The sequence below is a fragment of the Neoroseomonas terrae genome (assembly GCF_018129025.1).
Lineage (GTDB): Bacteria > Pseudomonadota > Alphaproteobacteria > Acetobacterales > Acetobacteraceae > Neoroseomonas > Neoroseomonas terrae.
Genome location: NZ_JAAEDI010000005.1, coordinates 53,677 through 78,677, shown reverse-complemented (window position 1 = coordinate 78,677; position 25,001 = coordinate 53,677). Strand labels below are relative to the sequence as shown.

The 25,001-nt window shown below is 70.2% G+C and carries 25 protein-coding genes and 1 other RNA gene; 19 read left to right on the top strand and 7 right to left on the bottom strand.

Annotation, left to right across the window (positions count from 1 at the left end; genetic code table 11):
- Positions 1 to 170 precede the first annotated feature (170 nt).
- Positions 171 to 1,064: an MBL fold metallo-hydrolase gene (locus tag GXW78_RS05525; protein ID WP_211866816.1), complete on the top strand. Its 894-nt coding sequence runs from the start codon at positions 171 to 173 to the stop codon at positions 1,062 to 1,064.
- A 61-nt stretch (positions 1,065 to 1,125) separates the two neighbouring features.
- On the top strand, positions 1,126 to 1,332 hold the full coding sequence (locus GXW78_RS05520; protein ID WP_211866814.1) for a DUF4170 domain-containing protein: 207 nt from the start codon (positions 1,126 to 1,128) through the stop codon (positions 1,330 to 1,332).
- A 6-nt stretch (positions 1,333 to 1,338) separates the two neighbouring features.
- Here the strand turns inward: GXW78_RS05520 and GXW78_RS05515 are convergent, their stop codons facing one another.
- From GXW78_RS05515 to nudC, 3 genes are all read right to left on the bottom strand, one after another.
- Positions 1,339 to 2,145 (bottom strand): EcsC family protein, encoded by an 807-nt coding sequence (locus GXW78_RS05515; RefSeq protein ID WP_211866812.1) that lies wholly within the window; start codon positions 2,143 to 2,145, stop codon positions 1,339 to 1,341.
- A 310-nt stretch (positions 2,146 to 2,455) separates the two neighbouring features.
- Positions 2,456 to 2,764, bottom strand: a complete 309-nt coding sequence (locus GXW78_RS05510; RefSeq protein ID WP_211866810.1) for a hypothetical protein — start codon at positions 2,762 to 2,764, stop codon at positions 2,456 to 2,458.
- Positions 2,761 to 3,684, bottom strand: coding sequence for an NAD(+) diphosphatase (gene nudC, locus GXW78_RS05505; protein WP_211866809.1), 924 nt, complete (start codon positions 3,682 to 3,684; stop codon positions 2,761 to 2,763). Before nudC ends, GXW78_RS05510 begins: the two co-directional genes overlap by 4 nt.
- A gap of 437 nt (positions 3,685 to 4,121) precedes the next feature.
- Here nudC and ffs point away from each other — a divergent pair.
- The 8 genes from ffs (at position 4,122) to GXW78_RS05465 (ending at position 11,885) form a co-directional block, all read left to right on the top strand.
- Positions 4,122 to 4,214: signal recognition particle sRNA small type (gene ffs / locus GXW78_RS05500), an RNA gene on the top strand.
- Between the two features lie 45 nt (positions 4,215 to 4,259).
- Positions 4,260 to 6,191 carry a DNA polymerase III subunit gamma/tau gene (locus GXW78_RS05495; protein ID WP_211866808.1) on the top strand — a complete coding sequence of 644 codons (1,932 nt, stop codon included), beginning with the start codon at positions 4,260 to 4,262 and terminating at the stop codon, positions 6,189 to 6,191.
- Positions 6,192 to 6,211: 20 nt separating this feature from the next.
- Positions 6,212 to 6,535, top strand: a complete 324-nt coding sequence (locus GXW78_RS05490; protein WP_211866807.1) for a YbaB/EbfC family nucleoid-associated protein — start codon at positions 6,212 to 6,214, stop codon at positions 6,533 to 6,535.
- Positions 6,535 to 6,882 (top strand): YbjQ family protein, encoded by a 348-nt coding sequence (locus tag GXW78_RS05485; protein WP_211866806.1) that lies wholly within the window; start codon positions 6,535 to 6,537, stop codon positions 6,880 to 6,882. The genes GXW78_RS05490 and GXW78_RS05485 overlap by 1 nt, the downstream gene beginning before the upstream one ends.
- On the top strand, positions 6,882 to 7,475 hold the full coding sequence (gene recR / locus GXW78_RS05480; RefSeq protein WP_211866805.1) for a recombination mediator RecR: 594 nt from the start codon (positions 6,882 to 6,884) through the stop codon (positions 7,473 to 7,475). The genes GXW78_RS05485 and recR overlap by 1 nt, the downstream gene beginning before the upstream one ends.
- Before the next feature lie 182 nt (positions 7,476 to 7,657).
- Positions 7,658 to 8,614: an alpha/beta fold hydrolase gene (locus tag GXW78_RS05475; RefSeq protein ID WP_211866803.1), complete on the top strand. Its 957-nt coding sequence runs from the start codon at positions 7,658 to 7,660 to the stop codon at positions 8,612 to 8,614.
- On the top strand, positions 8,614 to 10,989 hold the full coding sequence (locus GXW78_RS05470; protein WP_211866800.1) for a spermidine synthase family protein: 2,376 nt from the start codon (positions 8,614 to 8,616) through the stop codon (positions 10,987 to 10,989). The genes GXW78_RS05475 and GXW78_RS05470 overlap by 1 nt, the downstream gene beginning before the upstream one ends.
- Positions 10,986 to 11,885 carry a protein-L-isoaspartate O-methyltransferase family protein gene (locus GXW78_RS05465; protein ID WP_211866798.1) on the top strand — a complete coding sequence of 300 codons (900 nt, stop codon included), beginning with the start codon at positions 10,986 to 10,988 and terminating at the stop codon, positions 11,883 to 11,885. The genes GXW78_RS05470 and GXW78_RS05465 overlap by 4 nt, the downstream gene beginning before the upstream one ends.
- Before the next feature lie 247 nt (positions 11,886 to 12,132).
- Here GXW78_RS05465 and GXW78_RS05460 read toward each other — a convergent pair whose 3' ends face one another.
- On the bottom strand, positions 12,133 to 13,383 hold the full coding sequence (locus GXW78_RS05460) for an MFS transporter (RefSeq protein ID WP_211866796.1): 1,251 nt from the start codon (positions 13,381 to 13,383) through the stop codon (positions 12,133 to 12,135).
- Positions 13,384 to 13,441: 58 nt separating this feature from the next.
- On the opposite strand from GXW78_RS05460, the gene GXW78_RS05455 reads away from it, so the two are divergent.
- From GXW78_RS05455 to GXW78_RS05440, 4 genes are all read left to right on the top strand, one after another.
- Positions 13,442 to 14,260, top strand: a complete 819-nt coding sequence (locus GXW78_RS05455) for a helix-turn-helix domain-containing protein (RefSeq protein WP_211866794.1) — start codon at positions 13,442 to 13,444, stop codon at positions 14,258 to 14,260.
- Positions 14,261 to 14,311: 51 nt separating this feature from the next.
- Complete coding sequence (locus GXW78_RS05450; protein WP_211866792.1) at positions 14,312 to 14,479, top strand: hypothetical protein; 168 nt, start codon at positions 14,312 to 14,314, stop codon at positions 14,477 to 14,479.
- Positions 14,466 to 14,774, top strand: a complete 309-nt coding sequence (locus GXW78_RS05445; RefSeq protein ID WP_211866790.1) for a hypothetical protein — start codon at positions 14,466 to 14,468, stop codon at positions 14,772 to 14,774. The genes GXW78_RS05450 and GXW78_RS05445 overlap by 14 nt, the downstream gene beginning before the upstream one ends.
- 349 nt (positions 14,775 to 15,123) lie before the next feature.
- Positions 15,124 to 15,456: a YciI family protein gene (locus tag GXW78_RS05440; RefSeq protein WP_211866788.1), complete on the top strand. Its 333-nt coding sequence runs from the start codon at positions 15,124 to 15,126 to the stop codon at positions 15,454 to 15,456.
- Positions 15,457 to 15,617: 161 nt separating this feature from the next.
- On the opposite strand, the gene hemE is transcribed toward GXW78_RS05440, so the two are convergent.
- On the bottom strand, positions 15,618 to 16,676 hold the full coding sequence (gene hemE / locus GXW78_RS05435) for a uroporphyrinogen decarboxylase (RefSeq protein ID WP_211866786.1): 1,059 nt from the start codon (positions 16,674 to 16,676) through the stop codon (positions 15,618 to 15,620).
- A gap of 300 nt (positions 16,677 to 16,976) precedes the next feature.
- On the opposite strand from hemE, the gene GXW78_RS05430 reads away from it, so the two are divergent.
- Together GXW78_RS05430 and GXW78_RS05425 are read left to right on the top strand one after the other, a co-directional pair.
- Complete coding sequence (locus GXW78_RS05430) at positions 16,977 to 17,882, top strand: pyruvate, water dikinase regulatory protein (RefSeq protein WP_211866784.1); 906 nt, start codon at positions 16,977 to 16,979, stop codon at positions 17,880 to 17,882.
- Positions 17,879 to 18,496 carry a Maf family protein gene (locus GXW78_RS05425; protein ID WP_338147693.1) on the top strand — a complete coding sequence of 206 codons (618 nt, stop codon included), beginning with the start codon at positions 17,879 to 17,881 and terminating at the stop codon, positions 18,494 to 18,496. The genes GXW78_RS05430 and GXW78_RS05425 overlap by 4 nt, the downstream gene beginning before the upstream one ends.
- A gap of 575 nt (positions 18,497 to 19,071) precedes the next feature.
- Here the strand turns inward: GXW78_RS05425 and GXW78_RS05420 are convergent.
- Positions 19,072 to 19,644, bottom strand: a complete 573-nt coding sequence (locus GXW78_RS05420) for a TlpA family protein disulfide reductase (RefSeq protein ID WP_338147692.1) — start codon at positions 19,642 to 19,644, stop codon at positions 19,072 to 19,074.
- 28 nt (positions 19,645 to 19,672) lie between these two features.
- On the opposite strand from GXW78_RS05420, the gene argH reads away from it, so the two are divergent.
- From argH to GXW78_RS05405, 3 genes are all read left to right on the top strand, one after another.
- On the top strand, positions 19,673 to 21,061 hold the full coding sequence (gene argH, locus GXW78_RS05415) for an argininosuccinate lyase (RefSeq protein ID WP_338147691.1): 1,389 nt from the start codon (positions 19,673 to 19,675) through the stop codon (positions 21,059 to 21,061).
- Positions 21,058 to 21,219 carry a hypothetical protein gene (locus GXW78_RS05410; protein ID WP_211866780.1) on the top strand — a complete coding sequence of 54 codons (162 nt, stop codon included), beginning with the start codon at positions 21,058 to 21,060 and terminating at the stop codon, positions 21,217 to 21,219. Before argH ends, GXW78_RS05410 begins: the two co-directional genes overlap by 4 nt.
- A 93-nt stretch (positions 21,220 to 21,312) precedes the next feature.
- Positions 21,313 to 21,822: a CYTH domain-containing protein gene (locus GXW78_RS05405; RefSeq protein WP_211866778.1), complete on the top strand. Its 510-nt coding sequence runs from the start codon at positions 21,313 to 21,315 to the stop codon at positions 21,820 to 21,822.
- Positions 21,823 to 21,914: 92 nt separating this feature from the next.
- Here the strand turns inward: GXW78_RS05405 and addB are convergent, their stop codons facing one another.
- On the bottom strand, positions 21,915 to 24,968 hold the full coding sequence (gene addB / locus GXW78_RS05400) for a double-strand break repair protein AddB (protein ID WP_211866776.1): 3,054 nt from the start codon (positions 24,966 to 24,968) through the stop codon (positions 21,915 to 21,917).
- Positions 24,969 to 25,001: the final 33 nt, after the last annotated feature.

The following is a 25,001-nucleotide window of genomic DNA, read 5'->3' as shown; positions in this document are numbered from 1 at the left end:
AAGCGGCGTTCGGGCCGTTTGAAGGGCATTGCGGGCGGCGGGTCAAATCAAGAGCGTGCCTCGCCGGGCCCACCGCTGCGCGGTGGAGGGCAACCGTGCGGCGACGTTCGCCGTTGCCGTGGCAACCGCCCGGGCCGCATCCGCCGGCGGATGCCGTGGAGGAACGCCCGATGACAGCCAGCCGCCATCCTGCCGGAGCCGCGGCGACACCGGAGGTGACGGGCTTCTTTCACGAAGCGACCAACACGATCAGCTACGTCGTCCGGGACCCCGGCTCGGATTGCTGCGCGGTGATCGATCCCGTGACGGACCTCGACTACGCAGCCGGGCGGATCGCGCACGGCTCCGCCGATGCGATCATCGACCACATCGCGGCGCGCGGCCTGCGCCTCGAATGGCTGATCGAGACGCATGTGCACGCCGACCATCTGTCCGCCGCGCCCTACATCCAGGATCGCCTCGGCGGCCGCATCGGCATCGGCGAGAAGATCACCGTGGTGCAGGAGATCTTCGGCGACGTGTTCGACGAAGGGCCCGACTTCCGTCGCGACGGCAGCCAGTTCGACCGGCTGTTCAGGGATGGCGACACCTACTCCATCGGTGGGCTCACGGCCCGCGCGCTGTACACGCCCGGCCATACGCCGGCGTGCATGACGCACGTCATCGGCGACGCTGCCTTCGTGGGCGACACGCTTTTCATGCCCGATGGCGGCAGCGCGCGCGCCGACTTCCGTGGCGGGGATGCCCGCACCCTGTACCGGTCCATCCGCCGAGTGCTGGGCCTGCCGCCGGAGACGCGGCTGTTCATGTGTCATGACTACGGGCCCAACGGCCGGGCCATACGCTGGGAGTCGACCGTCGCCGAGCAGCGCGCCCACAACATCCATGTCAGGGACGGCATCACCGAGGACGAGTTCGTGGCGACCCGCGAGGCTCGCGACCGGACGCTCGACGTGCCGAAGCTGATCCTGCCATCACTGCAGGTGAACATGCGCGCGGGCGCCCTGCCGGCGGCCCGCCCGGATGGGCGCGTGTTCCTGAAGGTGCCGCTGAACGCGCTATAGGCACCTTGCTGCAATGCAGCATAGCAGGCAGAAACGCGCGGCATCAGGTGGGAGCAGGACGATGGCGGAACGGAAACTGTGGTTCGTCTGGGGCGGGATCTTCACGGATTCCACGTGGCGGGATCTTGAGGCGGGCACCGAGGAACTGCACGGCCCGTTCCACGACCTGCCGACCGCCGAGCGCGTTTGGCGGGATGAGATGCGGCGCCGCGTCGATACCGCGCAGCACCGCCTGTTCGTGATCGAAGCACCGCGCCCTCGCGGCTGAGCCGGCCTAGTCGGGGAGGAACGGCGCGTCACGGCTCTCGGCGAGGGCGACCCAGGCTGCGCGTACCGCCGTGGCGCCATAGGTGCGTTCCAGCCGCCGTAGCGTGAAATGCGCCCGCGCGATGCTGCGGAAATGGGCGAGGAAAGCGAGGTTCACCGCCGCCCCCGCTGCCGCGCCGATGATCGGCGCCGCCTGGGCTGACAGCTTCAGCCCCACCGTGCCGCTGAACCGCGCGGCTACCGCCGCGACGAAGCGCGGCATCGCCGCCTGGCCGATCGTGCCTTTCAGCGCCTCGGCCAGAGCCAGCCGGACCGCGAAATAGCCGCTTTCCGCCGCGTCGTCCGACGGGGTGGTGCCGCCCAGCGCGAAGACTTTCAGGCATTCCGCCGCAGCGCCGGGGGCATCGAGATCCTCCCCCTCCTCCGCCGCGACGGCTGCCACCTGGCGCAGCAGGATGGTCGTCGAGACCGGCAGTTCCACCACCGTGCCGGGCAGGCCAAAGGCACCACCGACAGCGCCGCTTGCCGCGGCGAGGCCGCGATGGAACCACTGCGAGGATACCGGCAGCGGCGTCATTTTCGGACCGGAGCGCAGCGCGGCATTCATCGCCGTTGAGAGCGCCGTCCGCACCGCGCTGTCCAACCCGCCTTGGACGAATGACGGCAGGCGAGCGCGCAACGCTTCCACCGGCATGCCGGCCGCACTGGCAAGGCGCGCCGCGAGGGAAGGATTTTCCAGCGTCTGCCGCGCGTCGCGAAGTTCGCGCTCAGCAGCGGGCGGCAGCAGGCCGGGCGTCGTGGTGGCGAGGCTCATGCCCGTTCAGGTGGCGCGGCAGCGGTGTGGCGGCAAGGGGAACAGTCCGCCCTCGCAAGCGCGTGTGGGAGCCTGAGGGGGCAAAATCCGAGGCAAGTCTGGTGTGTTGGATCAGGGAGGGGCTCTGCCCCTCCCCGAACCCCACCCCGGCAAAGGCCGAAAGGCCTTTGCAAACCTCAGCCTGGCGCTGGGCAGCGCGGGCAGGATGACTGCCGAAACCCGCGCTTGCGCTCGAAAGGCACCTGGTGAGGCAAAGCGCCCTTCGGCCTGAGGCCAGATGCCGGCGAGGTGCGACCCCTCCCCAACTCCGTCAGAACGTCGTTCGCCGCACCGGCTCAACCCCGCCGCGGATCGCTCCGCGGCGCTGCATGCAGGCGCGGTAGAGCCGCGGCAGCAACGCGAGCAGTTCCTGCCGCACCACCTCATCATGCGCGGCGTTCCCCGACGTCATGGTGGAAGCGATCCGCTTCGCTTCCGGGTCGTTCTCCGCCTCCACCCGGCAGGCCAGCCCGTCGGGGGAATTGTCCGCCGGCACGTTTGCCCACACACCGCCCGTCTCGCAGGCGCCAAGGGTCAGCATCGCCGCGACCAGTGCAGCAGGGGTCCAGGCCGCCCTCATACGGTCATCCAATCCTCGATCAGGCGGCGCGCGATGGAATCGGCGCGCGGAAGGGCGAAGCCGAGTGCCTGATGGTTGCGGATCTCGTCCCGCGAGAACCAGCGCGCATCCTTCAGCTCCTCGGGGTCGATGCGGATCTCGTCCGACAGGCCCTCGGCATGGAAGCCCAGCATGATCGACGACGGGAAGGGCCAGGGCTGGGAGGAATGGTAGAGTACCTGCCCCACATCGACGCCAGCTTCCTCCTTCACCTCGCGGCGGACCGCTTCCTCGAGGCTTTCGCCCGGTTCCACGAAGCCGGCCAGCGTCGAATACATCGTCACGTTGGGAAAGCGATGCGAATGGCCGAGCAGGCAGGAATCGCCGCGCACCACGAGCATGATCACGGCCGGGTCGGTGCGCGGGAAATGCTGCGCGCCACAGCCCTGGCAGACCATGACGTGACCGGCGGAGCGCGCCTCGCACCGATTGCCGCAGATGCCGCAGAAGCGGTGCTTGGTGCGCCAATGCATCAGCCCGCGGGCATGGGCGAGCACGCTCGCCTCACCCGGCGGCAACAGGCCGGCGACCTGGCGGAGATCGGTGAAGGCGCCCATGCCGTCGGGCAGCAGCGGCAGCGGGTCGTCGGCGTGGGAACAATCCACGGCGAAGGCCGGCCGGCCTTCCCACAGGCCCAGGAAGGCCCAGGGGCCATCGGCCATGCGCACGGCCTCAGCCGCGGCGCCGGTCAGCAGCACCGCCTCCGGGTGGCCGTCGGCGACGCCCTTCATCAGGCTCCGCGCGCGCCAGACCGGCGCGAACAGCGTGTCCGGATGGGTCAGGGCGGCGGCAATGAAGTCCGCGTCGTCGCGCTTCTCACCGGCGCGGTCGAGCGGGCTGCCGGTATAGGCATTGGGGCGGCTGGCTGGGATGGAGAGCATGCAGCCCGGAACGTGCCATGCGCCCCTGCCTCCGTCCATCCAGGAGGCGAGCGTCAGGCGGCCACCGCGGCACCCGGCCGGCGGCGCGACTTGATGCCCGTTCCGACGCTGGCATCCGCGGAGCGCCTCGGCCCGAAAAGGCCTTCCTTCCGCGCCAGACGAAGCGCCATCGCAGTCGGCTCGGCGGTCGAGACGGGCTCGATGGCCTCGGCGATGCCGGCTTCCCAGAGCGCACGACTTGTCCCGCGCCCATGCCGTCGGTACGCCTGCCGGACAACACGGCGGATTCCAGGCGTCGCTCCCGGGTCAGCTGTCGAGCAATCTGGGCCGGCGCCTGGCGGAAGCGACCGGCGACGTGCCGGCATAGGGGCCGGACGCGGAACGCTCGGACCCCCCATTGGCGTCTGACCCCTGCGACATGATATGGTGCCCTCGGAAGGTCGGCGGCGGACGGGCTCCCCGCCAACCCGGTCAGGTCCGGAAGGAAGCAGCCGTAACGGGTTCTCGCCCGGGTCGCTTGCCGGCCTTCCACCGTTTCACCGGCCCTGCGCGGCCGCGCCGCATCCAGGGAACGCATGGCTTCGGACCTCCTCGGCCACCCCTCCGCACAGGATCAGGACGCCGCGGCGGTCGAGGAAAGCCTGCCCGAGCCACCCGCGCCCGAAGGGCCGGGGCTGTTCGGCGATCCGGCGCCTCCGCCGGCCGCGGCGGCTCCTTTACCGGTTGTCCCCTCGCCGCCCGCTTCGGCTCCCTATCGCGTCCTGGCGCGCAAATATCGCCCGACCACCTTCGATGACCTGATAGGCCAGGAAGCCCTGGTTCGCACCCTGCGCAACGCCTTCGCCCAGGGGCGGGTGCACCACGCCTTCCTGCTGACCGGGGTGCGCGGCGTGGGCAAGACCACCACGGCCCGCATCATCGCCCGCGCGTTGAACTGCATCGGGCCGGACGGGAAGGGTGGCCCGACCGTCGACCCCTGCGGCGTCTGCCCGGAATGCCGCGCCATCCTCGCCGACCGTCACCCCGATGTGACCGAGATGGACGCCGCCTCGAACAACAGCGTCGACGATGTGCGGGAACTGCGGGAGGCGCTGCGCTTCCGCCCCGCCCAGGCGCGGCAGAAGGTCTTCATCCTCGACGAGTGCCACATGCTCTCGGGCGCCGCCTTCAACGCGCTCCTGAAGACGCTCGAGGAGCCGCCAACCTCCGTCACCTTCGTCCTGGCGACGACCGAGCTGCGCAAGGTGCCGGTCACCATCCGCAGCCGCTGCCAGACCTTCTCCCTGCGCCGCGTGCCGATGGACGTGCTGCGCGACCATTTCGGCCGCATCGCCCAGAAGGAAGCCGTCCAGGCCGAGGCCGAGGCACTCGGCATGGTCGCCCGCGCCGCCGACGGGTCCGTACGCGACGGCCTGTCGCTGCTCGACCAAGCCATCGGCCTGGCGGGCGGCGGCCCTGTGACGGGCGAGAGCGTGCGCGACATGCTCGGCCTCGCCGACCGCTTCATGGTCTTCGACCTGATGGAAGCAGTGATGGGCGGGGATGTCGCCGGCGCGCTCGCCATCCTGGACCGCACGCATGAAGTCGGCGCCGATCCGCTGGCCGTGCTGCAGGACCTCGCGGAGCTGACGCATCTGCTGACGCGCTTCCGCGCCGCGCCCGCGCTGAAGGATGACCAGACCCTGCCGGAGGCGGAGCGCACACGGGGTTCCGCGCTGGCGCTGCGCCTGTCCGTGCCGACCCTGGCCCGCGCCTGGCAGATGCTGCTGAAGGGCATCGCGGAGGTGCAGCAGGAGGGCATCGACCGCCGCGCCGCGGCCGAGATGGTGCTGATCCGCCTCGCCCATGTCGCTGACCTGCCGACGCCGGGCGAACTCGTGAAGCGCCTGACGGAAGCCGGTGCCGATGCCGCGCCGCGCCCGACGCCGGGCGGGGGCGGGTCCGGCGGCTTGCGCGCCATGGCCGGCGGCGGACCCGTGGCGGCCGTGATGCCGCTTCCGACGCCCGAACTGCCGCAGCCGCGCGAATGGCGGGAGGTCGTCGCGCTGGCCTCCGGCGTCCAGCCGATGCTGCACGCGAACCTGCTGCATTACGTCCACCCTGTCCGCATCGCGCCCGGCCGCGTCGAGATCCGTCCCGAACCCTCCGCCCCGCGCGACCTCGCGGCGCAGCTGACCACGCTGCTCGCCGACCGCACCGGCACGCGCTGGACCGTCACCATCAGCAATGAGGAAGGCGAGCCCACCCTCGCCGCCCAGGGCCGCAGCGCGGAGAGCGACCGCCTCGAAGCCGCGCGCACCCACCCGCTGGTGCAGGCCATCCTCGCCGCCTTCCCCGGCACCACCATCGAAGCCGTGCGCGACGCCGCCGCCGATGATTATGGCCTGCTGCCCACGCCCGCCGCCCTCACCGCCGAACCGGACGACGACGCCATGGAAGGCCGAGATTTCGCGCCACCCGAGGCTGAGACCGCCTGGTCCGACGACGAACCCCTCAACGACGACTGAACCATGAGGCACGCCACGCCATGAAGAACCTCGGCAACATGCTGAAGCAGGCCCAGCAGATGCAGTCCCGCATGCAGGAAATGCAGGCGAAGTTGGAAGCGACCGAAGTGGACGGCTCGTCGGGCGGCGGCATGGTCAAGGTGCGCCTGAGCGGCAAGGGCGAACTCCGCCGCGTCACCATCGACCCGTCGCTGATGATCGCCGACGAACGCGAGGTGCTGGAAGACCTGCTGGTCGCCGCCCATGCCGACGCCAAGCAGAAGGTGGAAGCCACCATGGCCGAGGAAATGCAGAAGGCGACCGCCGGCATCAACCTGCCGCCCGGCATGAAGCTGCCCTTCTGATGATCTACGCCACCACCTCGACCATCCAGGGGCGCGAGGTCGATGCCTATCTCGGCATCGTCTTCGGCGACGCCGTGCTCGGCATCAACGTGGTCAAGGACTTCATGGCCTCGATCCGCGACGTGGTGGGCGGTCGGTCCGGCACCTATGAGCGCGAGCTCGCCGGTGCGCGCGACGCCGCCATGACCAACCTGACCGCGCAGGCCCAGGCGCTCGGCGCCGACGCCGTCATCGGCATCGATGTCGACTACGAAGTGCTGGGCAATGGCGGCATGCTGATGGTCGCTGCCTCCGGCACCGCTGTGCGCCTGAAGTCGGCCGGGGCCTGGGCGCAACCGGGCGGGTGATGCAGAACGACCCCATCGAGCATCTGATCTCGCTGCTCTCCCGCCTGCCCGGCCTCGGCCGACGCAGCGCGCGGCGCGCCGTGCTGAAGATGCTGATGGACCCCGCCGACAAGATGCTACCCCTGGCCGATGCCCTTCGCGCCGCCGCGGATTCCGTCCGCCCATGCGAGGTCTGCGGCAATCTCGACGCCGCCTCCCCATGCCACATCTGCGACGACCCGCACCGCGACCGCCGGCTGGTATGCGTGGTGGAAGGCGTCGCCGATCTCTGGGCGCTGGAACGCGCACATGCCCATCGCGGGACGTATCACGTGCTCGGCGGGCTGCTCTCCGCCCTCGGCGGCACCGGGCCGGAAGACCTGTCCGTCACACCACTGCTTCGGCGCATCGAGGCCAATGGCATCGAGGAGGTCATCCTCGCCCTGCCCGCCACCGTCGATGGCGCGACCACCAACCACTACCTCACCGACCGACTGAAACCGACCGGCGCGGCGATCACCCGGCTGGCGCAGGGTGTGCCGATCGGGGGTGCGCTCGACGTACTGGATGACGGGACGCTCGCGGCAGCGTTCAAGGCGCGGCGGGCGTTGTGACGCGGCGGGCCGGAACCGAGGAGGGGCTTTGCCCCTCCCCGGGCCCCACCCCACCAAAGGCCGAAGGGCCTTTGGAAACCTCGATTTGGAGTTGGGCCCGTAAGGCGCGTCGCAATATCGTCGCCACCGCGGCGCCCAACGCCACGCATCCCTCTGGCACTTTGCCCAGCGGGCTGCCACCCATGCTTGCCGAACCGCTGCGCCCAACGCCAAGTCAAGGTTTCCAAAGGCCCTTCGGCCTTTGGCGGGGTGAGGCTTGGAGAGGGGCAGCGCCCCTCTCCAACACCCGCCGCGCTATCCTGACCGCCGCGCTGGCGACCCTCGCGACTCCCGCCCTCGCCACCGAGGTCCAGCGCTGGTTCACCACCTCGGACGGCGTCCGCCTCCGCTACCTCGACGCTGGCACCGGCCGCACGGTTGTCTTCGTCCCGGGCTGGTGCATGCCGGCAAGCATTTTCGAGCCACAGATCGTCGCGCTGTCCCGTCGCTGGCGGGTTGTGTCGCTCGACCCACGCGGCCAGGGGGAAAGCGAGGTGCCACGGAGCGGGTATGACCCGGCGCGGCGTGGGCAGGACATTCGCGATCTTCTCCAGCATGTCGGTCCCGGGCGGGTGGTCCTGGCAGGGTGGTCGCTCGGCGTGCTCGATGCGCTGTCCTATGCGGACATGGCGGGGGATCAGCGGCTGGCGGGGCTGGTGCTGATCGACAATTCGGTGGGCGAGGGACGCGCCCCGCCGCCGCGTTCCACGCCGTCGCGCTTCTTCATCAACCTGCGGCAGCGGCGGGATGCGACGGTGCGGGGCTTCGTCGCCAGCATGTACAGGACGCCGCAGGATCCGGCGTATCTCGCCGCCATCGCCCGGCAGGCGCAGCGGATGCCGGTAGAGGCCTCGATCCGGCTGCTGTCCTATCCGCGGCCGCGGGAGTTCTGGAAGCAGTCGCTCTATGCCGTGCGACGGCCCGTCTACTACGCGGTGACGCCGCGGCTGCGGGACCAGGCGGCGGAGGTGGCGCAGAACCATCCGCAGCCGATGGTGGAGGTCTTCGACGGCGCCGGCCATGCGCTGTTCGTCGATGAGGCGGCGCGCTTCAATGCGTCGATGGAAGAATTCCTCTCCCGCAGGGCGGCCTGGGGCTGATGCAGTCGCTGATTCCGCTGTTTCTCATCGCTGGCGCGGCCGTCGGCGTGGAGATCGCGCTCACCCGCTTCTTCGCGGTCGCGAGCTGGTCCGAGTACGGGTACTGGGTGATTTCCATCGCCATGACAGGCTTTGCCGTGTCGGGCGTGGTGATGGTGCTGGGGCGGCAGGTGTTTCTGCGCCACGCGCGATGGCTGTTGCCGGCGCTGCCTGTCGCGATGCTGGCGGCGGGCGGTGCAGGCTGGATCGGCGCGACGCTGAACGGGTTCAACCCGCTGGAGCTGCAGAACCCGGTCTCGGCAAGTGCGCAGCTTTGGAACATCGCGCTCTACTACGCCGCGCTGTTCCCCTTCTTCTTCCTCGCGGGCCTCGCCGTCTCGCTGAACTTCGTCGTGCATTCGAACGAGGTCGGCCGCGTCTATGGCTACGACCTTCTCGGCGCGGGCACGGGTGCGGTGCTCGCGCTGGTTCTGATGTTCGTGCTGCACCCCTTCGTGCTGGTGCCGGCGCTGCTGCCGCTGCTGGCCATCGCAGCGATGATCTCGGGCGGAACGCGCTGGCGCATCGCGGCGCTGGTCGTATTGGGCGCGACTGAGGCGGCGGTGTTCGGCATCGCCGCGCCGCGGGTGAACGAGTTCAAGGCGATCTACGCGCCGATGAACGTGCCCGACAGCCGTGTGGTGGCGGAGGTGCTGTCGCCGCGCGGCGTCTATCTGCTGCTCGACAACTTCACCGAGCGGCTGGACACGGATGTGTCGAACAATGCCGGCGTGCTCGGCGTGCCGGCGCCGCCGCGATCCTTCGGCCTGTATCGGGACGGATCGCGCATCGCCGCCCTGCCGAACGGCCAACCGGCGGCGGCGCATGCGCCCTCCGCGCTGGACGGCGCGCCCTATGCGCTACTGGACGCGCCGAACGTGCTCGCGCTCGGCGCCGCGGGCGGCTTCCGGCCAGCGGAGGCGCTGGCCCTCGGCGCGTCGCATGTCACGGTGATCGAGCCGGAACCGGTGCTGCGACACGCGTTGCTGCACGGGCTGGGACCGTCGTCACCGCCGGCTGTCGATCCGCGCGTGGCGGTCTCCGCCGCGCATCCGCTCACCGCCGCGGGCACCTATGACCTTGTGGACATCGCGGGCGACTTTCTCGGCGCCGATGACCAGAACCGCAACGTCTACACGGCCGAGGCGCTGGCCGGCTTCCTCGCCCGGCTAGAGCCGGACGGCATGATCTCGGTGCCGGTCGGTATCCGCGAGATGCCGGCCTATGCCGTGCGGGTGCTGGCGACGGCGCGGGAGGCACTGCGCCTCGCGGGCGTGGCCGAGCCCGCGCGGCATGTCGCCGTCATTCGCTCGGCCTGGAACTTGCGCGTGCTGATCGCCCGGCAGCCCTTCGACGAGGCGCGTGTGCAACGCCTCGCCGCGTTCGCCGACGAACGGTCCTTCGACCTCTCCTATGCGCCCGGCCTGCCTGCCGAAGGCCGTGAGATCTGGAACGACCTGCCGCCGATCGCGCTCGAAAGCACCAGCGTCGAGCAAACCGGGGAGGCGCAGGATGCCGTGGCGCGGGAAGCCGAGCAGGTCCTCGCCGGCATCCCGCCGCAGGATGCCTTCGACCGGTCTCCCGTCACCGCCGACCGTCCATGGCTGTCCCCGCTGGTGAGGCTGCCGGCACTCGGCGCCGCCCTCAATCGCATCGAGATCCTGCCGCAGCAGGAGATCGGCCTGCTGGTGAATGTCGCCGTGCTGGCGCAGGCGATCATCCTGGCGATGGTCGTCTCCGTGCTGCCGCTCGCCGCCCGCGGGTCTTTGCGCGTGCCGGGGCCGGTGCTGGGCCGGGCACTGATCTACTTCCCGGCCCTCGGCCTCGGCTTCCTGCTGATCGAGATCGCTTTCATCGAGCATGCCGCCCTGCTCCTGGGCGACCGCACCTCCGGCTTCGCGCTGGTGCTGACGACGATGCTGGTGTTCTCGGGCATCGGCGCGATGTGGGCCGGTCGCGTCGCGGCGCCGGGGCGGGCGCTGCGCGTGGCGGTGCTGGTGGCGGTGGGGTGCTCGCTGCTGGCGCTGGTCGGCGTTAGGCCGGCGGTCCTCGCCGCGCTGGACCTGCCCTGGGCGCTGCGCGCGGCCCTGCTGGTCGTCAGCCTGGCGCCGATTTCGCTGGCCCTCGGCTTCCCCTTTCCGCTCGGGCTCGACCGCTTCCAGCATGAAGGCCCGGCGCTGCTGCCCTGGGCCTGGGCGCTGAACGGCGCCTTCTCCGTGGTCGCCACGCCACTCGCCAACCTTCTCGGCCATGGCATGGGCCTGTCCTGGCTTCTGGTCGCCGGGATGATTTGTTACATTGCCGCATCACTCTCCTGGCCGAGGAATCGCGCATGACCGTTGCCCGCCGTTCGCTCCTGCTTGGCGCTTTCGGCGCCTTGGCGGCCCCGTCGCTCCTCCGCGCCCAGGGCAGCGCCGGCTGGACGCGGGACGCCTACCTGACGGCGATGCGCGCTTCCGGCCGCGAAACCGCCATCAGCGAGCAGGCCTTCAACGCCATCCAGGCCCGCAAGCCGGCGGCGATGCGGCGCATCGAGAGCTATCTGAAATCCCGTTTCAACGGCGAGGCCGACCCCGCCGTGCTGCGCGCCTTCGAGACGCTGCCGCGCGAGTACTTCCACTGGAACTACGAAGGCCGCGCCAACGGCGCCGTCAACGCCTATGAAACCGACCCCAAGCCCTGGGGCTTAGGCTTCGGTTCGGCGCTGTCGGACTATCTCGGCCAAGCCTACATGACGCAGGTCTGCGCGCCGAAACCCGAGCATGTGGTGCTCGAAATCGGCACCGGCTCCGGCTTCCAGGCGGCGCTGCTGTCGCGCATCGTCGCCCGGCAGTATTCGATCGAGATCATCAATCCGCTCGGCAGCGCCGTGCAGCGCATCTTCGCGCCGATCGGCTACACCAACCTGGAAACCCGTGTCGGCGACGGCTTCTTCGGGTGGCCGGAGGTACAGGGTGGCTTCGATACCATCATCGTCACCTGCGCAGCGCAGTACGTGCCGCCCGCGCTGCTGCAGCAGCTGAAGCCGGGCGGGCGGCTGGTGATCCCGATCGGGCAGCCGTTCCGGCGCGGGCAATTCCTCTACATCTATACGAAGGACGAAGACGGCCGCGTCCGCAGTCGCAAGGACGTCGGCGTGTACTTCATCCCGATGACCGGCACGATGATGAACCAGCCACGGCCGGCCGGGACCCCGACGCCAGCCGCGACACCGGCTGCGCCGGCCGGGTGAAGACAGGACCGAGAGGGGCCTTGCCCCTCTCGGGCTCACCCCAGCAAAGGCCGAAGGGCCTTTGCAATCCTCCACTTGGCGCCGGCCGACAACGGCAGAATGCGCGCCGATACGCAGCCTTGCGCGCAACTTGTCCCAACGGAGCAGCGTGCCTGCTGTGTCGGGTGCCAACAGAATGCGGTCCAGGTGCTCCAAGCACCTGGCGGGGTGGCTCGGAGGGGCAGCGCGCCTCCGATCTCCGTGGCATTCACTCCGCCGGCTGCGCCACTACTCGCCGTTCCTCCTCGAACTCCGGCGCCTGCGCCCAGAGTTCCGGCTTGAGCTCCTCCTGCCGGTCCGGGAAGGCGAAGGCGCAGATCAGCGTCACCGTCGCCACCGCTGCCAGCACCAGCATCGCCACCGCGAGCGACCCCGTCGCCTCATGCAGGAAGCCGACGAGTGGCGACGCCACGGCCGCACCCAGGAAGCCGACGGTGAACCGGATGGAGTACAGCTTCGCCCGCATCTCCGGCGCGACGTAGCGCGCGGTCATGGTCTCGTTCACCGTCACCTGGCCGAAGACGCAGGCGGCGACGAGGCCGGCCACCGGCAGCACGGCCCAGCCCTGCAGGAAGGACAGTGCCAGCAGCCCCGGCACGAGAGCGAGGCCGAGTGGCATGAACACGCTTTTCAACGTGCGCTTGTCGATCATCCGCCCCACGGTGAACTGCGTGACGCCGCCGCAGATGGTCGCGAGGAAGGCGAGCAGGCCCACCACCGGCAGCAGGTCCGGGCTGTTGGCGAGCCTTTCCTGCATCAGCTTCGGGATCAGCAAGGTGTAGGCGTTGAACACCAGCCCCGAGACGGCCGCGATCGACATCAGGATCAGCACGGCGCGACGGACGATCGAGCGCGGGATCGGGGCGAAGGGGCGGGCGCCGCCGCCGGCCTTCACCGCATCGAAGTCGGGTTCGCGCATGTAGAGCAGTCCAACCAGGAAGCAGGCGACCCCCGGGATGATGAAGGCCCAGCGCCAGCCGAGCGTGAACGCGACCAGGGCCGTGACGACCGGCGCGGTGGCCACGCCCAGGTTGCCGAACACGCCGTTGATGCCCATGGCGCGGCCGACCCTGTCGCCGGCCGCCTCCACCAGCATGGCGGTGCCGATCGGGTGGTAGACCGCAGCGAAGGCGCCCATCAGCCCGAGGGAAATGCCCACCCCGACGGGGCCGTCCATCAGCCCGGTCGCGGCCATGAAGAATCCGGTGCCGAGAAAGAAGGACACCATCATCGCCCGTCGTCCGAAGCGCGCGGCGAGCCAGCCCATCGGCAGCGCTCCGAGACCGTAGGTGACGAACATCGTGGTGCCGAGAGCGAGGATCGGGCCGAAATCGCCGCCGAAATTCGCGCTGTCCTGCTGGACCATGGCGAGCACCGCCGTGGCCAGGATCAGCAGGCAATAATGGGTGAAGCTGTGGGCGGCGTTGATGAACACCACCTGGCGCCGTGCCGGTGTCATGGTTCTTCCTCTCGCCGAGGCTTTGCCCCGGACGTTTGCCAAGGCTAGTCTCGGCCGCATGGCAACGTCTGGCCAAATCCTGTCGCAGAACGGCCAATCCGCCGCACCACGCCGGGACCTGCCGCATGACCGGGTGAACCGGCCGCTGGCTGCCTATGCCCGCGACTACCCCGAGGGCGAGGCTGTCCCTCGCCACAGCCATGACCGTGCGCAGCTGCTCTACGCGACCGACGGGATCATGCGCGTGACCACGGACACCGAGCGCTACACGGTGCCGCCCGCCCGGGCCCTGTGGCTGCCGGCCCGGCTACCACACGCGGTCGCCATGCCCCGGGGCCTCGCGATGCGCGCGTTGTTCCTGCGGGCGGATGTGACGCGGGACCTGCCGGCCCATCCTGCCGCTCTCTCAGTCTCGCCGCTGCTGCGGGAGCTGATCCTTGCGGCCTGCGCCGAGCCCCTGGAGTGGGATGAGCGCGGCCGCGGCGGGCTGCTCGCTGCGCTGATGCTGGATGAGATCCGGCGTGCACCGCGCCTGCCGATCGCCGTGCCGCAGCCCCGCGACGCCCGCCTGCAACGCCTGGCTGCAGCGCTTGCGGCCGACCCGGCGAGCCCGCTGACCCTCGATGGCTGGGCCACGCGCAGCGGCGCCAGCCCACGCACGCTTCGCCGCCTGTTCCAGGCCGAGACCGGCATGGGCTTTGCCCGCTGGCGGCAGGCATTGCGGCTCGCAGAGGCGGCGGCGCTGCTGGCTGCCGGTGCCACGCCGGCGCGCGCGGCTTCGGCCGTGGGCTATGCCAGCGCGCCGGCCTTCGGCGCTGCCTTCCGCGCAGCCTTCGGTACCACGCCCGGCGGCAAGGCAGCGATCATGCCGGGGTGACGCCGGCCGGTGGTGTTCCCATTCCACCCCTGACCCCGCACCATGGCGGCCGTGTCCGCTTTCCTTCCTGGCCTTCGCGAGGCCTTCGGTGCAGCAGGCGTCGCCATGGCCGCCGCATCGCTCGCCTTCGTGCTGCCTTCCGGCATGGCGCTGCTCATCGCGGGGCTGGTCGGCGGGACCGTGGCTTTCCTGATGGGGCGGCGGCGTGCCGCCGGCTGACCTTGCGTTGCTTGGCCTGTCTGGCGCTGCGCCTGACCGGCGTCTGGCTGGCCGGCGGCCTGTCCCGGACCATCCCGCCATCGCCTGGGCAACGGCGGTCGCACAGACGACGCTGGCAGCCTTCGTCGCCAGGGCCATCGTGGCGCTGGCAGGCACGCTGGCAGAGGTGCCGCTGGCGGCCCGGTTGGTCGGGTTGGTCGTGGGAGTGATGATCTGCCTGACGGACCGGCGGCGATTATTGCCCGGACTGATGGCCGGGCTCGCCGCGATGTTGGTGGTGCGGTCGGTGATGTAGGAGACGGGGCTTGCCCTGGCCGCAACGTGGCGGAGCACGGTCATGGGACGCGAGGCGGCGTCAGCCGGCGGGCGTCCAGACCGATTGTGGACATGCAATTGGACCTGCGATGCCGCGGGGTGGTCATCCTGCGGGACGTTCTCCACAACCCGGCAGTCGTTCCGTCACATTTGCTCGAAGGACGGAAGCGAGGAATTGGCGAAAGCGTTCAGGCCGAGTTGCAAGAGCGCCATCTCGGCATACCGCATCCTCGTGAAGCTGCCTTTGAGTTGGACCATCCGAAGGCCGCCTGCGACTACGGCGTTCTTGCGAGGATCGCAGCGCAGGCCCCCTGCAAGGAGACGAGACCATGCCCAGGTTCATCACAATCGGATACGGCGACCCGGCCGACTACGACCGCACTCCCCGCCGCGTCAGGGACGCCGCCCATGCCGAGGATGCGAAGCTGCGGTCCGAAGGCGCGGCAATCGGGATCGCCGGCGCACCTGTGCAGGTCCGCAATCCAGAGGCCCGCGGCGTGGAAACCCGCGACGGGCCGTTCATGTCGTCCGCCTTGCCGATTGCCGGATTCGCCATCATTGAGGCCGCTGACTTGGCCGAAGCTATCGCAAAGGTTTCCCATGTGCCCTGTGCGGTGGCGCATGGCGTCGTTGAAGTCTGGCCAATGAAAGAGACACCCTGATCTGAGCCGCAGCTTGTTGCCGTCGTTGGTGTCCGCTTCCTGCGCGGCCTGAGGGCCGAAGTCTCTCCGTTTTCCGTTGGCGGAAGTCGTCAGCCAATCCGGAGGCCCTCGACCGTTGCCGGCGCATGGTTTGCAGCGGAGTTTGCCCTGGCCATCCGCCCTCATGCCGACCGCAGGATCCGCATCAACGCCGTCACGTTCTCCGGCGGTGTCTGCGGCACGATGCCGTGTCCGAGGTTGAACACATACGGCCGCCCTCGCATGGCCGCGAGGATCGATCGTGCTTCCGCTTCCAGCGCCGCGCCCCCGGCAACCAGTGCAAGCGGATCGAGATTCCCCTGCAGCGCCATCGTCGGCGGAACGGCCTGCGCGGCCCACCGTGGATCCATCGCCGTATCGATGGCACAGCAGTCGACTCCCGCTCTCCCCGCGTAATCAGCCAACAATGGTCCGGCCAGGCGCGGGAAGCCGATCAGGGGCACCCCCGGGCAGCGGCGGCGCAGCGTACGCGTAATGGCGGCGGTCGGTTCGATCACCCAGCGACGGAACTGGCCCGGGGAAAGCATGCCTGCCCACGAATCGAACAGCATGAGCGCCTCGGCACCCGCTTCGACCTGTGCGACGAGGTATTCCACCGTCGCATCCTGCAACGTGCGGATCAGCCGGCCGAACAAGGCCGGATCGGCATAGGCGAGCCCGCGTGCCGCGGCGAATTCCTTGCTGCCGCGTCCTTCCAGCATGTAGCAGGCGACGGTGAAGCAGCCGCCGGCGAAACCGATCAGCGTCGTGCGCGGCGCTTCAGCGGCAAGGCCCCGGCGAACCCGGGCAACGGTTTCGAGGATCGGCGCGACGCGTTCCACCACGGTGCCAGGATGCAGCGCCGCGATCGCCTCCGCGCTCCGCAGCGGCTCGAGCAGCGGGCCTTCGCCTTCCGCGAAGCGCAACGGCTGTCCGAGCGCCCAGGGCACCATCAGGATGTCGGAGAACAGGATCGCGCCTTCCATGCCGAAGCGGCGGATCGGCTGGAGCGTGACCTCCGCGGCGAGCTGGGGCGTCGTGCAGAGCGAAATGAAGTCGCCCGCCTTGGCGCGGAGTTCCCGGTATTCCGGCAGGTAGCGGCCAGCCTGGCGCATCAGCCAAGCGGGCGGTGGCCACACGGCCTCACCGCCCAAGGCGCGAAGAAGGGGTTTGGCCGATACCGGCGAGACACTGCGTTCCATGTCCCTCCCTTAAACAAGGAACAAGGAATCTTAGAAAGGTTGGGTAAGTGATGGAGCCTGTGGATGACGGGGATGCAGCGCGTCCCGAAGCTGTCCACAGGGCCGCCCACAGAGCGCAATCCCGCCGAGGTCCCGGATTGGCTGGGCCTCAGCCGGTTGTCCGCAGGGTGTCACATCGTGTCACTGATTCCATGCCATGTCCCGGCTGTCGGGCACGGCGGCGGGACTTGTCCCCGGAGCCCGGCCGGGAGGATGATTCCATCCCCGCCATCCACAGTGATTCACGCTATCCTCCCGACGATGCACCACCGCCAGATCAACCTCCATCTCGTCTCGGATTCGACCGGGGAGACGCTGAACTCGATCGCCCGCGCCACACTGGCGCGGTTCGATGACCATCACGTTACCCATCACCGCTGGTCGCTGGTGCGCTCCCGGCTGCAGCTCGATCGCGTCCTCGAAGGGATCGAGCATGAGCCGGGCCCGGTGCTCTACACGCTGGTCGATTCGAGCTTGCGCCTGGCGCTCGAGCAGACCTGCGGCCGGCTCGGTGTCACCTGCGTGGCGCCGCTCGATCCGGTGATGGAGATGCTGCAGGGCACGATCGGCGCCCGGGCGAAGGAGAAGCGCGCCGCGCAGCATGTGATGGATGCGGACTACTTCCGCCGCATCGACGCCATGCACTATGTGCTGTCGCATGATGACGGGCAGGGCACGCAGGGCATCCGCGATGCCGATGTCGTGCTGGTCGGCGTGTCGCGGTCGTCGAAGACACCGACATGCTTCTACCTCGCCAACCGGGGCATCAAGGCGGCGAACATTCCGCTGGTGCCGGGTGCGGCGCTGCCCGAAGCGCTGGACAGTTCGCCTTGTCCGGTCATCGGGCTGCACATCGAGGTCAATGCGCTGATCGACATCCGTCGCCACCGGCTGAAGATCATCGGCGCATCCGGCGTGCGGCAGGATGCGACCGACTACATCGACCCCGAGGCAGTGAAGGCGGAGATCGTTGCCGCGCGGCGGCTCTGCACGTCCCGTGGTTGGCCGGTGATCGACGTGACCCGGCGCAGCATCGAGGAGACGGCGGCAACGATCCTTCAGCTCATGGAATCCTGGCATGCGCGCCGGAAGGATGCGGCCGCCGCGGCGGCACCGCAGGACCCGGCCGCGGCGGTGCTTGGCCAGGCGCCGGACCCTGGGCGGTGAAGGCCATTCAGGCGGCGGAGCCTCGCCTCGTCCTCGCTTCAGCGTCCTCCGCCCGCCGGGCGGTGCTGGCAGCAGCAGGTCTGAACTTCGAGGCGACCGCCGCCGCGGTGGACGAAGCCGCGATCAAGGAATCCGCGCAGGCCGAGGCCATTCCACCCGAGGATGCGGCACTGATGCTGGCCGACGCCAAGGCCGCGGCCATCGCACGCCGCGACCCCGACGCCCTGGTGATCGGCTGCGACCAGTTGCTGGTCTGCGAAGGGCGTTGGTTCGACAAGCCAGCCGATGCCGCCGCAGCCCGCGCGCATCTACAGGCATTGCGCGGACGCAAGCACCTTCTGGTCACCGCCATTGTCTGTCATCGACATGGCCGGCGCATCTGGCAGCACGTCGCTTCGCCCCGGCTGACGATGCGGGCGGTGTCGGATGAATTCCTCGATGCCTATCTCGACGCCGAGGCCGCGCATGTGACCCACTCGGTCGGCGCCTATCGCATCGAGGGGCCGGGCGCACAGCTGTTCAGCAAGGTCGAGGGCGAGCACGCCGCCATTCTCGGCATTCCGCTGCTGCCGCTGCTGGACTTCCTCCGGCAGCACAGGGTGCTGCTGGGTTAGAAGTCGCGTCGGTCGTCGGGCCTCTCCCAACGAGGATCTCGGATAGATCAGGCAAAGCGCGGATCAGAGGGGCTCTGCCCCTCCGAACCACCCCGCCAGGGGGTTGGACCCCCTGGACCGCAAGCTGTTGGTGCTGGGCGAAACGGGCGAGCGGGGTGCGCAGGGGCGGATCCCGCATCTATGCCGCCAGCAGTGCCGGCTCCAGGTGGAGGGCTGCAGAGGTCTTTCGGCCTCTGCCTGGACTGTCTTCGGGCGCTGTTCCGTATGCACGAAGATTTGGCGGCAAAGGTTGGATCAGGAAGGGGCCCTGCCCCTTCCCGAACCCTACCCCGGCAAAGGCCGAAAGGCCTTTGCAAACCTCGATCTGGCGCGATGCGCGCAGGGTCGGAACACGGTCGTCATACGACTCCGCGCACCGAAGCCTTCTGAGATCAGGGAATGGGCTTTTGCGCCCGGCGCCAAATGATGGCGGTCCAGGCCATCCATGGCCTGGCGGGGTGAGGTTCGGAGAGGGGCAGAGCCCCTCTCTGATCCAACCTTCGCGCTAATGGGCGGATAGTCGCGACACCGCGCCGTCAGGCCCCGCGCGGCGTCCCTGCCAGCCGGCGGATCGCTGTGAGGAATTGGGGTGCATCCCAGGCTGCATCGCCTTCCAACCGTGCCGTCTCTCGCCCCTCGCGGTCGACGATCACGGTGGTGGGCAGGCCACGGGCGCCGAGCGCGCGCGCCGCTGCCCCGCGCGGGTCGAGCCAGATGCGGAGATGGCGGATTCCGGTCCGTTCGTAGAAGCCCTGCACCGCGTTCAGTCCGCCGCGATCGGAGGACAGCGGCAGGATCAGGATGTCCTCTGCCGCCAGCGCGGCGGCGGCGCGGTCCAGCGCCGGCATCTCCGCCACGCAGGGCGGGCACCAAGTGGCCCAGAGGTTGATCACCAGGCCCTTGCCTGCAAAGTCGGCGGGCGTCATCGCCTTGCCATCAGCGTCGTTGAAGGTGATGGAGGGCAGCGCCGCCTCGTTTTCGCGAAGCCGGCCCAGCCCGGCCGGTGTGGCGGCCAAGCCTTGCCCGGCCGGAAGGGCGGCGAGTAGGGTCCCGCCCGTCGCCAGCGCCGGGGCGGTCCTCAGAACGGTACGGCGCGTCGGAACCAGCACGAAAGACACCCCCCAAGGTGACAAGCAAGTGAGCAGCAACGCCAATCGTCAATGGGGCGGACGCTTCGCGGAAGGCCCCTCCGCCATCATGGAAGCGATCAATGCCTCGATCGGCTTCGACCGCAAGATGTGGCGCCAGGACATCCGCGGCTCGCTCGCCCATGCCGCGATGCTGAAGCATGTGGGGATCATCTCGGCGGATGACGAGGCGGCGATCCGCGGGGGCCTGACGACGATCTCGGAACGCATCGAGCGGGGGGACTTCCCCTGGGACGAGGCGCTCGAGGACATCCACATGAACATCGAGGCGCGGCTGTCCGCGACCATCGGCGATGCGGGCAAGCGGCTGCACACCGGCCGCAGCCGCAACGACCAAGTCGCGCTGGATGTCCGGCTCTGGGTCCGGGACGCGATCGACGGGCTGTCGGAACAACTGCGCGACGTGATGCGCGCCCTGGTGGTTCGAGCGGAGGAACATGCCGGCACGGTGATGCCGGGCTTCACGCATCTGCAGCCGGCGCAGCCGGTGACGCTCGGCCATCACTTCCTGGCCTATGTGGAGATGCTGTCGCGTGACCTGTCGCGGCTGCAGGATTGCCGGGCGCGGCTGAACGAATGCCCGCTGGGGGCGGCGGCACTGGCCGGCACGGGCTTTCCGATCGACAGGCACATGACGGCGAAGGCGCTCGGCTTCGACGGGCCGACGCGCAACAGCCTGGATTCCGTGGCTTCGCGCGATTTCGCGGCCGAGTTCCTGTTCTGCTGTTCGATGTGCGCGACGCATCTGTCGCGCCTCGCGGAGGAGATCGTTATCTGGACGAACCCCTATTTCGGGTTCGTGAAGCTGAGCGATTCCTTCACCACCGGCTCCTCCATCATGCCGCAGAAGCGCAACCCCGATGCCGCCGAGCTGGTGCGGGGCAAGACGGGACGTGTGCTGGGCGCGCTGGTCGGGCTGCTGACCGTGATGAAGGGCCTCGCGCTGACCTATTTCAAGGACATGCAGGAGGACAAGGAAGGCGTCTTCGACGCCGCCGAGACCATGACGCTGGTCTTTGCCGCCGTGGCGGGCATGGTGCGGGACCTGAAGCCCGATGTCGGCCGGTTGGCCTCGGCCGCCGGCGCAGGCTTCTCGACCGCGACCGACCTTGCCGACTGGCTGGTGCGCGAACTGAAGATGCCGTTCCGCGATGCTCACCACGTCACCGGCGCATTGGTGGCGAAGGCCGAGGGGCTTGGCGTGGACCTGTCCGGTCTGACCATCGAGGAGATGCGCGAGGCCGAGCCGCGCATCCATGACGGCGTCTATGACGTGCTTTCGGTCTCCGCCTCCGTGCGGTCGCGCACCTCCTATGGGGGCACGGCGCCAGCGAATGTCGCGACCATGGCCGCGGAATGGAAGGCGAAGCTCGCATGACCCGGGCAGTGCTGGGTGTTCTGGGCCTGACCCTGCTGTTGGCCGCCTGCGGCAAGGTCGGGCCGGTGCGTGCGCCCGGGCCGCCCAATGAGATCACCTATCCGCGCCAATATCCGGCCCCCGAGCGTCCTGCGCCCGCTTCGGAGCCACCTCACTGAATGATGCAGCCGGAACGGCAGTTTTTTCATACGGATGACTTCCCTGGTTGATCGGCTTCGTGGCATCACGCGCCGGCAACCCGCAGGGTCCGTATGAAATACGAGATTGAGCGCAAGTTCCTGGTGGCCGACGGCAGCTGGGCCGAGGCCGTCGCCGAGACGATGCACCTTCGGGACGGTCTGGTCGCCACGTTCGGCGGCGGCAAGGTCCGGGTGCGGGTCGCAACGGGCGCCATCGCGCCGGCCCGCGCCTATGTCACGATCAAGGGGCCCCGCAGCGGCATCGCGCGACCGGAATTCGAGTACGAGATCCCGGTTGCCGAGGCCGAGATCATGCTGGCGCAGCTTTGTGGGGACCAGGTTGTCGAGAAGACGCGGCACTTTGTGCCCTTTGCCGGGCACGTCTGGGTGGTTGATGTCTATGAGGGCATGCTGGCCGGCGTGACCTATGCCGAGGTCGAACTGGACCATGCCTCGCAGGACGTCGCGATCCCGTGCTGGGCGGGCCCCGAAGTGACCGGGCAGCCGCAGCACAGCAAGCGCACGCTGGTGCTGGGCCGCGCCGCGGCGGCGCGTGAGGCGGCAGGTCGGCGGGGGCTCTGACCCGAGGGGCTGCTGGCGCCGACACTGGAGCGGCACCGGCCCGCACCTCCCGGATCGGGGCGCGGGCCAGTGCCGTCTGATCGAAAAACGCCCTAATCGCCCCCGGCTTCCGGCGTTCCGGCCGACCATTCCTCGATCCGCGCCAGATGGTCGTAATCGCCCCCGGCGGCACTCCGCGCGGGATGCGGGCGGGAGGCGAAGGGCGCCTGGCCCAGGAGCCATTTGTCGGCGAGATCCATCAGCCGATCCCGCGCGAGCGTCGCGAAGGGCGTGCCGTCCTCGGCCGCGGCGCCGAGGGGCTGGACCTCGCCCGGCTGCTCCCCGCCGGTCAGCTTCCAGTACAGCAAGTTGGTGACGATGCCGCCCTCGCTGCCGGCGAAGGCCCCGTGCTCGAGAAGCCACGCTTCGATCGGCAATTGCGGCGCGCCGCCGGCGGCAAGGTCCTTGGCCTTCGGCACCGTGCCGGTCTTGTAGTCCACCACGCGCCAGCCGCCGTCCGGCAATTGGTCCAGCCGATCGGCGCGGGCCTCGATCTCGATCTCGCCGCCCGGCAACCGCAGCGGCGCGCGGCCCGCGACCTCGACCAGACAGGCCCGGAGGGGCCCGGAACTGCGTAGCTCTGCTTCCTGGTCCAGCACGAAGCCGCCGATATTCGCCAGGCGCGGTGTCCAGAAGGCGAGAATGCCGGGCCTGTCCCGATAGGCATCCAGGGCCGCGTCGCTGGCGCGGGTCCAGGCGTCGCGGGCGGCTTCCGGCCCCGGCCAGCCGGTGCCGATGGCCCGCAGGAAGCCGGCCATCGCCGCATGCACCAGCATGCCGTAGTCGATGGCGCCGACCTCCTCCTCGAGATCCTTGAGCGGGTTCAGGCGCAGGATGCGCTTCGCGTAGAAGGCGTAGGGATCGGCAATGAGCAGCGCGGCATCGGAGACGGTCAGCCGCCGCGGCCGCAGGGCCGGCGGCGGGGCCGGGGCCGGGCGCGGCACAGGGCTGACGACCTCCGGCGCATCCAGCGCAGCGGCCCAGGCGGCGGCGGGGGAGATCGGAAGCGCCAGATTGCCCTGCCCGGCGAGGAACGTATCGAGCCGCACCAGCCAGCGCGCCGGCACGGTGGGCGACCCGCCCCGCCGCGCGGCGGTTGACAGCACCGCTTGCGGCGCCGCCGCCGCGGCGAACAGGAAATCCGCCGCGACCCGGCCGATCCGCGCTTCCGGCTCCGGCAGTCCGAAAGCGGCGCGCATGGGGCGCGACATCCAGGGGCCGGGATCGGTCGCCTGCGGCCAGGCGGTTTCCTCCAGCGCGCCGAGCAGCACCCGATCGAAGGATTGCAGCCGCGCTTCCAGCAGGCCGAGGATGGCGATACGCGGATGCGCCGCATCGCCTCGTCCGCGCGTGGCGCGCAGGGAGGGCGCGACGGGCCCCGCGAGCGCTGCCTCGAACAGGTCCGGCCAGTCGGCGGGGGCGATCGGCGGCAGGTGGGGCAGCGCCTCGGTCAGATCGTGCAGGTGGCGGGCGAGGGGTTCGCCTTCCTCGCCGGCATAGAGCCGAAGGCCGCCGGGCAGTTCAGGCGTCGCCGCCAAGGCCTCCGCCGCGGCGAGATGCACGCGCAGCAGGTCCGCGGCCGGGACCGCAGGCGCGTCCGGCAGGGTGGTGAAGCCGTCGAGAGCGGATTCCAGCGCATCGAGCAGGCGCGTCACCTCCGTTGACGCACCCGCCTTCGATGCGGCGACCGAGGTGCGCAGGCCGGCGAGGCCCGGCGCCGGGCGCGGGCCGCGCAGCGCCGCGCGCTCCATCCGCCGCGCGGCGACCACCCAATCGGTGCGGTCCATGCCGCCGGTGCAGAGCGGGTGTTTCAGCACCGCGAGCAGCGGCACCGGCGCAAAGCCTTCCGCCACCATCCGGCCGACCAGTCGCAGGAACGACGCGGCCGGGGTCTCGGCCAGGGGCTCGCCTGCGGAATCGTCGGCGGTGATGCCATGGCGGGCGAGCTCCGCCGAAACACGCCGTGCCAGGTCGCGGTCCGGGGTGATCAGCGCGGCGCGTTCGCCCGGCGTCTCGATGCTCTCACGCAGCAGCAGCGCGGTGGCCGCCGCTTCCTGCTGCGCGTCGGCGGCGACCAGCCGCGACAGGCCTGACAGCGCGGCCGACCAGCGCGGCCGGTCACGCTGCGTCCAGGCGGGCAGGCCCTCGGCCGGGGTCAGCGCACGGCCCAGCAGCACGGCGCGATCAGGCGCCGCGCCGGTCGGTGCGGGTGCGTGCCAAGGCCGCAGGTCTGCCGGCGTTGCGTGCATCGCCGCCAGCAGACGGGCCTGACCGGCGAGCGGATGGGTCGGCGCGGTGCGCACGGCTTCCCACAGGCCGGCATCCATCGGTTCCGGCAGGCCCTGCAGCACGACGGCGCCCCGTGGCGTGCCGGCCAGCCTGCGCAGCAGCGCCGCGGCGGCGGGAATGGTGCCGCCCGCACCGATGCCGGCCGCGATGGTGGGGTGTTCGGGCGGCGCATCCCGCCACGCCGCGACCTGCGCGGCGAGCGCCTTCACACGCCGGACGCCGATGTCGAGCAACCCCCGGTCGGTCAGCCAGCCCGTCCAGTCCTGCGCCGCGGCGCGCAGCACCGCCGTGGTGATCTGCCAATGCGTCGCGTGGCGATCCGGCACCAGCCCGTCGAGCCGCGCGAGCCATGCCTCGGCGAAATCCTCGGCCGAGGCGTGTTCCAGCATGTCGAGGTCGCGTTCCTCGAGCGCGATCTCGTCGAACAGCCGTGCCAGCTCGCCGGCCAGCAGCCAGGCCTGCTCGGGTGTCGCGGGGCCGCCGTGGCGGCGCGGGATGCGCTGGGCCATCGCCGCCAGCACGGCCTGCCGCGTCAGCGGTTCCACCGCCGGCGGCAGGTCGAGCAGGTCCGGCAGCGCCAGTTCGTCCGCTTCCTCGGTGGACAGGCCGGCCAGTGCGCGCATGCGCGGCAGCAGCAGGGCGCGGCCGCCGGCGGCCCGCAGGAAGGCCTCCCGCAGGCCGCGCGCGGCGCGGCGGGTGGGTAGCAGCAGCGTGACGCGGGCGAGCGCCGCCGGGTCGTCGGCAGGCAGGCGCGTGAGGAGCCCGGCGGCGAGGGTTTCGAGGAACGGCGCGGCGGGAGGGATGGCGTAGAGGTTCATCGGGTGGCGATGATCTCCGTCCGAACTATGCCG

Excerpts from the sequence above, each read along its gene's own strand:
- GXW78_RS05525 (WP_211866816.1), top strand. The coding sequence starts at position 171 with ATGACAGCCAGCCGCCATCCTGCCGGAGCCGCGGCGACACCGGAGGTG.
- GXW78_RS05520 (WP_211866814.1), top strand. The coding sequence starts at position 1,126 with ATGGCGGAACGGAAACTGTGGTTCGTCTGGGGCGGGATCTTCACGGAT.
- GXW78_RS05515 (WP_211866812.1), bottom strand. The coding sequence starts at position 2,145 with ATGAGCCTCGCCACCACGACGCCCGGCCTGCTGCCGCCCGCTGCTGAG.
- GXW78_RS05510 (WP_211866810.1), bottom strand. The coding sequence starts at position 2,764 with ATGAGGGCGGCCTGGACCCCTGCTGCACTGGTCGCGGCGATGCTGACC.
- nudC (WP_211866809.1), bottom strand. The coding sequence starts at position 3,684 with ATGCTCTCCATCCCAGCCAGCCGCCCCAATGCCTATACCGGCAGCCCG.
- GXW78_RS05495 (WP_211866808.1), top strand. The coding sequence starts at position 4,260 with ATGGCTTCGGACCTCCTCGGCCACCCCTCCGCACAGGATCAGGACGCC.
- GXW78_RS05490 (WP_211866807.1), top strand. The coding sequence starts at position 6,212 with ATGAAGAACCTCGGCAACATGCTGAAGCAGGCCCAGCAGATGCAGTCC.
- GXW78_RS05485 (WP_211866806.1), top strand. The coding sequence starts at position 6,535 with ATGATCTACGCCACCACCTCGACCATCCAGGGGCGCGAGGTCGATGCC.
- recR (WP_211866805.1), top strand. The coding sequence starts at position 6,882 with ATGCAGAACGACCCCATCGAGCATCTGATCTCGCTGCTCTCCCGCCTG.
- GXW78_RS05475 (WP_211866803.1), top strand. The coding sequence starts at position 7,658 with ATGCTTGCCGAACCGCTGCGCCCAACGCCAAGTCAAGGTTTCCAAAGG.
- GXW78_RS05470 (WP_211866800.1), top strand. The coding sequence starts at position 8,614 with ATGCAGTCGCTGATTCCGCTGTTTCTCATCGCTGGCGCGGCCGTCGGC.
- GXW78_RS05465 (WP_211866798.1), top strand. The coding sequence starts at position 10,986 with ATGACCGTTGCCCGCCGTTCGCTCCTGCTTGGCGCTTTCGGCGCCTTG.
- GXW78_RS05460 (WP_211866796.1), bottom strand. The coding sequence starts at position 13,383 with ATGACACCGGCACGGCGCCAGGTGGTGTTCATCAACGCCGCCCACAGC.
- GXW78_RS05455 (WP_211866794.1), top strand. The coding sequence starts at position 13,442 with ATGGCAACGTCTGGCCAAATCCTGTCGCAGAACGGCCAATCCGCCGCA.
- GXW78_RS05440 (WP_211866788.1), top strand. The coding sequence starts at position 15,124 with ATGCCCAGGTTCATCACAATCGGATACGGCGACCCGGCCGACTACGAC.
- hemE (WP_211866786.1), bottom strand. The coding sequence starts at position 16,676 with ATGGAACGCAGTGTCTCGCCGGTATCGGCCAAACCCCTTCTTCGCGCC.
- GXW78_RS05430 (WP_211866784.1), top strand. The coding sequence starts at position 16,977 with ATGCACCACCGCCAGATCAACCTCCATCTCGTCTCGGATTCGACCGGG.
- GXW78_RS05410 (WP_211866780.1), top strand. The coding sequence starts at position 21,058 with ATGACCCGGGCAGTGCTGGGTGTTCTGGGCCTGACCCTGCTGTTGGCC.
- GXW78_RS05405 (WP_211866778.1), top strand. The coding sequence starts at position 21,313 with ATGAAATACGAGATTGAGCGCAAGTTCCTGGTGGCCGACGGCAGCTGG.
- addB (WP_211866776.1), bottom strand. The coding sequence starts at position 24,968 with ATGAACCTCTACGCCATCCCTCCCGCCGCGCCGTTCCTCGAAACCCTC.